Annotated in this window: 5 protein-coding genes; all 5 read left to right on the top strand. The window is 59.8% G+C overall.

Annotated elements, in window-relative coordinates; genetic code table 11:
* Window positions 1-302 precede the first annotated feature (302 nt).
* The gene (locus tag Q0176_RS10370) at window positions 303-1,469 is read left to right on the top strand and encodes a CoA transferase (protein ID WP_299302556.1); all 1,167 of its coding nucleotides are present in this window, start codon (window positions 303-305) and stop codon (window positions 1,467-1,469) included.
* Window positions 1,466-2,392 carry a hydroxymethylglutaryl-CoA lyase gene (locus tag Q0176_RS10365; protein ID WP_299302554.1) on the top strand — a complete coding sequence of 309 codons (927 nt, stop codon included), beginning with the start codon at window positions 1,466-1,468 and terminating at the stop codon, window positions 2,390-2,392. The genes Q0176_RS10370 and Q0176_RS10365 overlap by 4 nt, the downstream gene beginning before the upstream one ends.
* A gap of 67 nt (window positions 2,393-2,459) precedes the next feature.
* Complete coding sequence (locus Q0176_RS10360; protein ID WP_299302551.1) at window positions 2,460-3,467, top strand: DctP family TRAP transporter solute-binding subunit; 1,008 nt, start codon at window positions 2,460-2,462, stop codon at window positions 3,465-3,467.
* An 82-nt stretch (window positions 3,468-3,549) separates the two neighbouring features.
* Entirely contained in the window at window positions 3,550-4,071 is a 522-nt protein-coding gene (locus tag Q0176_RS10355; protein ID WP_299302548.1) for a TRAP transporter small permease, read from the top strand.
* Entirely contained in the window at window positions 4,072-5,352 is a 1,281-nt protein-coding gene (locus Q0176_RS10350) for a TRAP transporter large permease (RefSeq protein ID WP_299302545.1), read from the top strand.
* Window positions 5,353-5,404: the final 52 nt, after the last annotated feature.

Raw genomic sequence — 5,404 nt, 5'->3', positions numbered from 1 at the left:
TCGCTCCTGCTCCATGCCGATATTATCCAAAAAGACCTATCGTACGGGGGGGGGGACATTTTCTCTGACTACTTATAGGGGGACATTATCACAGATCAACGACATATTGAAAATTTTCACTTGACTTTCTCTTTTGTTTTCGCTAACCTTACCCTCTAAGAAATATTGTCGACAGAGTTCAGTCGTCTGCAAGTTCATTCATGGTTGACTTGGGGATTGGATTGACTTGGGCCGAAGCGTCCGGTGTTGCTCCGGCACTGGAGAAGGGGGCGGTCATTTTGGAAGGCGCGTTGTCGAATGTTGTGGTGTTGGACTTGACGAGGGTCCTGGCCGGGCCGTTTTGCTCCATGATGATGGCAGACATGGGAGCTGTCGTTATCAAGATCGAGAATCCGAAGGGAGGCGCCGACGAACGGAGCATGGGGCCCTTCAAAGAGGGGGTGAGCGCTTATTCGATGAACCTGAACCGCAACAAGAAGGCGGTTACCTTGAACTTGAAGGACCCAAAGGGCAAGGGCATCTTTCTGGAGATGTTGAAGAAGGCCGATGTGGTGCTCGAGAACTTCCGTCCCGGAACGATGGAGAAGCTGGGATTGGGCTACGAGGACCTGAAAAAAGTCAACCCGGGTATCGTCTACGGCGCCATATCGGGATTCGGTCACACGGGACGCTACAGCAAGCGCCCGGGGTACGACATCATCGCTCAGGCGATGGGCGGTCTGATGAGCACAACCGGCTGGCCCGGAGGCGAGGCCACCCGAACGGGAACCGCCATGGGCGATGTTCTGGGAGGGTTGTCCTGCGCCATAGGAGTTCTGGCTGCGCTCAACTCCCGTGCCCGGACCGGACAGGGGCAAAAAGTGGATATTGCCCTCGTCGACTCCGTGGTCGCGAGCCTGGAGATCATCAACATGATTTATTTCGTTGAGGGACGCGTTCCGGAGCGTATCGGCAATCGGTACGAGTCCACCTATCCCTACGATTCCTTCCGGGCGTCGGACGGCTCTCTGGTCATCGGGGCCGGGAACAACAAGCTGTGGCAGGACCTGGCGAGGACGATGGGGCGGGAGGACCTTCTTCGGGATCCGCGCTTCGGCGAAACCAGGGATCGGGTTGCCCATCACGAAGAGCTGCAGGGGATTGTCGAGGCTTGGACGTCGCGGCAAACCGTGAAGGAAATCCATGAAAAGCTGGATCGGGCGGGTGTCCCCTGCGCGCCGATCTATTCCATCGACCAGGTGACCGCCGACCCGCACATCGCCGAGGATCGGGAGATGTTTGTGGAGTGCGAGCACCCCATCGCGGGAAGGCTGAAGCTGACGGGCTCGCACCTGAAGCTCAGCGGTACCCCGGCCTCGATACGGACGCCGGCCCCCGAGCTGGGGCAACATAATAACGAGGTCTACGGCTCGATGCTGGGGTATACGGCCGAGCAGGTCGCCGAACTCGAACGGGAGGGAGTGCTTTGAGGAAGGACGCGGCATTACCCGACTCCGTTGTGGTCCGGGAGGTCTGTCCCCGCGACGGTTTTCAGAATGTGAAGGAGTTCATCCCCACGGAGCGGAAGCTCGAGTGGATCGACGCCCTGTTTGAGGCTGGGGTGACGGAGATGGAGGTCACCTCGTTCGTCAGCCCCAAGGCTATCCCTCAGCTGGCGGACGCTGCGGAGGTGCTGACGGAGACGAAACGCCGCCACCCGACGGCGCGCCTGACGGCCTTGGTTCCCAACACCAAGGGGGCGGAGCGCGCGCTGGCCTGCGGGGCCGACGTCCTGAACGTCGTATTCTCCGCCAGCGAAAGCCACAACAAGGCCAACCTGAACCGCAGCGTGGCGGAGTCCCTGTCGGGACTGGACGATATCGCTCGTTTGATCGAGGGAAGGGCGGAACTGTCCGTCTCCATCGCCACGTCCTTCATGTGTCCGTTCGAGGGGCGCACTGATCCGCGAAGGGTATCCGAGCTGATCGGCATCGTTCGGGAGAAGGGGGCGCGCAGCATCTGTCTGGCCGAGACCATCGGCACCTGTCATCCCAGGGATTTCGCCGAGACCCTGGATGCCGTGTTCCCGGCCCTGGATGGCATTCCCGTATTCCTGCACATCCACAACACGTTCGGAATGGCCCTGTTGAACGTTCGTGAGGCCCTGGTGCGAGGATTCGACCGCTTCGATTCCGCAGCCGGGGGGCTGGGCGGCTGTCCCTACGCGCCCGGCGCGGCGGGCAACGCGGCGACCGAGGACCTGGTCTTCTACCTGAATGGGTTGGGGATCGAGACGGGGCTGGATCCCCTGGCACTTGTGAAGGTCGCTCGGTGGATGCGGGACTATGGGCTTGGAACCCTGGGGCACCTGGTCAAGAGCCGCTTCGGTCAGCCTGTGGGGCCGTGCTGCTGATCTCGGATTGGAACGAGGTTCCTGCCTCGCCTGGGCGAGGCTCAATCACAAAGTGGAGATGATGACAATGAAGTACTGGAAACGGAAATTTTTTGCGGCATTGCTTTTTGTGGTATTGATTTTTGCGACGATGCTTCCCGCTGTGGCGGCAACGGCCGCGGAGAACAAGCTCTCCAATCAGTTTCCCCCTTCGCACCATATTTCCAAGGGGCTGGCGATCTTCGCCGATAAGGTGAAGGAGTACTCGCAGGGCAGGATAGCGATCCGGATTTTCGACTCCGCCCAGCTCTTCAAGGACACGGAGATCGTCGAGGCCCTTCAGGATGGGCTCGTGGATATCGGACTCGTCGCCACCAACAAGTGGGGCGGCATGATCCCGGCGGCGGACGTGTTCGACGTCCCCTTCCTCTTCGTGGGACTGGATTCCCCCAAGAAGTTCCTCGAGGAGGGGGCGGGCGAGATCCTGGATAAGGAGTTCGTGAAGTTCGGGGTCAAAAACCTCTTCTGGGTCGATTACGGCTTCATCCAGATGTGGAACAGCAAACGTCCGCTGCGGACGCCCGCGGATTTCGCCGGACTGAAGATGCGCTCCTACAGCGCGGGCGACTCCGAAACGCTCAAGGCCCTGGGCGCGGCCCCCACCCTGATGAGCTCCTCCGAGATGTACATGGCGCTTCAGCGGGGAACCGTGGATGGCGCGACGACGGGCATGCCGGCCGGCGTCTCCCGAAAGGTGTACGAGGTCCAGAAGTACCTGACGATCGCCAACTATTCGACGGCGGAGTTCAGCGTTCAGTCGAACCTTGATTGGTGGACGGGACTCGATGCCGACAGTCAGGAGATCATCCTGAGGGCAGGGAAGGACGCGGAGGCGTGGATCCGTGAGGCGATCGTGGATTCCGAGGCCGAGGCCGAGAAGGCGGTCCGGGATGCCGGCCTCGAGGTCGTCGTCCTTACGCCGGAGGAGCGGGCCGAGTTCGTAAAGGCCACGCAGTCCGTCAAGGAACAATTCGTGAAACACGCCGGCGAGATCGGCGGGCAATTGATCGCTCTTGGCGACAAGCTGTTCCGGTAACTTCGTATGTTCCATCCAGGGGCGTCCGGAGTTCCGTGGGACGCCCCCAATCCGCTTCTTTGTCGACAGGAGGAATTTGTCCATGATGGGCAGGATACGTTCTTTCGTAAGGTCGGGAAACCTTTGTCTGGGCTACCTCAGCGGCCTGGGCATCCTCGCGATGAGCTTGATGCTCTTCTATGAGGTCATCGCCCGCTACTGCTTCGGCTCCCCAACGATCTGGGTTCAGGAGGTCTCCATTTACCTGTTCATGTGGTCGATGCTGGCCGGGGCATCCTACACGCTGATGCTGGGCAAGCACGTGCGGATCGATCTGATTTTCGATCGCCTTTCCCCAAGGGTACAGAACCTTTTGGATATCGTCACCAGCCTTGTGGGGATGCTCTTCTGCGCCATCGTGACTCATCAGGCCTACCTGATGATTGCGGGCAGCATTCGGTTCAACAAGCTCAGTGCGACCATCCTGCGGGTCCCGATGTGGCTGGTGCAGCTGCCTCTTTTCCTGGGTTTCCTGCTCCTGACCCTTCAGTTTCTGCTGATAGCCCTCGATCGGGTCGAGGCCCTGAACGGAGCCTCCGCCGAAGCGGAAGGGGGAGCGGCGTAGATGTCCGAATTTCTGCTGGTCATTCTTCTCCTGATGCTGATCCTTTGCATGGGACTGCCCGTGGCCTTCTCTCTGGGTGCCACGTCCGTTGCCCTGATCTTCCTGTTCGGACTTCCCCTCAAGGTCGTCGGGGCGACGATGTTCTCCTCCTTGGACAGCTTCACGACGCTTTCCATCCCGATATTCGTCCTCATGAGTCAGATCCTGCTGGACGGACGTGTTGGGGACGACCTGTTCGAGGTCATGAACGCCTGGGTGTGCCATCTTCCCGGAGGGCTGGCCATTGGGACGATCCTGGCCTGCGCATTCTTTGCCGCCATCACGGGGTCGGGCGCCGCAACGGCGGCGACCATCGGGATGGTCGCCTATCCTGCGATGATCGAACGTGGTTACGACAAATCCTTTACCCTGGGCCTGCTGGCCGCGGGCGGAACGCTGGGGATCCTGATCCCTCCCAGCATTCCGATGATCATCTACGGAACGGTGACGGAGGACTCCGTCGGCAGGCTGTTCATCGCGGGCGTCGTCCCCGGCCTCATCCTGGCGGGGCTCTTCATCCTGTATGCGATCATGAAGAGCAAACGGGGCGGTTTTACCCCGATGCCCAGGACCACCTGGAGCGAGAGGTTCTCCATCACGGCCAAGAACATCTGGGGAATCCTGTTGCCCTTCATCATCATCGGCGGAATCTACTCCGGCGCGTTCACTCCGACCGAGGCGGCGGCGGTCGGACTGGTCTACAGCCTGTTCGTGACCGTCGTGGTCTACCGTACCATCAAGGTTCGGGACATCCCGGGAATCTGTCTGAAGTCCGTTCCCACCTCGTGCATGATCGCGATCATCATCGCCGGGGCGCTATTGTTCGGCAGGGTCATGGCTCTGTTGCAGATCCCCCAGGCCCTTACGGAGATCGTCGTGGAAAACAAAATGTCCGCACTGACGTTCATCATCGTCATGAACCTCCTGATGCTGGTGTTGGGCGCCATGCTGGAGACGGTCTCCATCGTACTGCTGACCATGCCCTTGGTGACGCCTATCCTGCATGCTCTGGGGATCGATACCATCTGGTACGGCGTGATCCTGACGGTGAACATGACGATGGCCCTGGTTACGCCCCCCGTCGGGATGAACCTCTATGTGATCTGCGGCATTCGTAATGATGTAAAGATGAAGGAGGTCATCCAGGGAGTGTTTCCCTTTATCGTCATCATGATTTTGTTCCTGGTCGCTACCATCGTGTTCCCGCAGATGAGCCTGTGGCTCCCCTCCGTGATGAAGTAGCGCCTGGCTTCGGCTCATTTCATTTACTGGAGAAGGACCCCCCGCTTTTTCG

The organism is uncultured Fretibacterium sp., assembly GCF_938040765.1.
GTDB lineage: Bacteria > Synergistota > Synergistia > Synergistales > Aminobacteriaceae > CAJPSE01.
This window is presented reverse-complemented; position numbering and strand designations above follow the sequence as displayed.

Excerpts from the sequence above, each read along its gene's own strand:
- Q0176_RS10360 (WP_299302551.1), top strand. The coding sequence starts at position 2,460 with ATGAAGTACTGGAAACGGAAATTTTTTGCGGCATTGCTTTTTGTGGTA.
- Q0176_RS10355 (WP_299302548.1), top strand. The coding sequence starts at position 3,550 with ATGATGGGCAGGATACGTTCTTTCGTAAGGTCGGGAAACCTTTGTCTG.
- Q0176_RS10350 (WP_299302545.1), top strand. The coding sequence starts at position 4,072 with ATGTCCGAATTTCTGCTGGTCATTCTTCTCCTGATGCTGATCCTTTGC.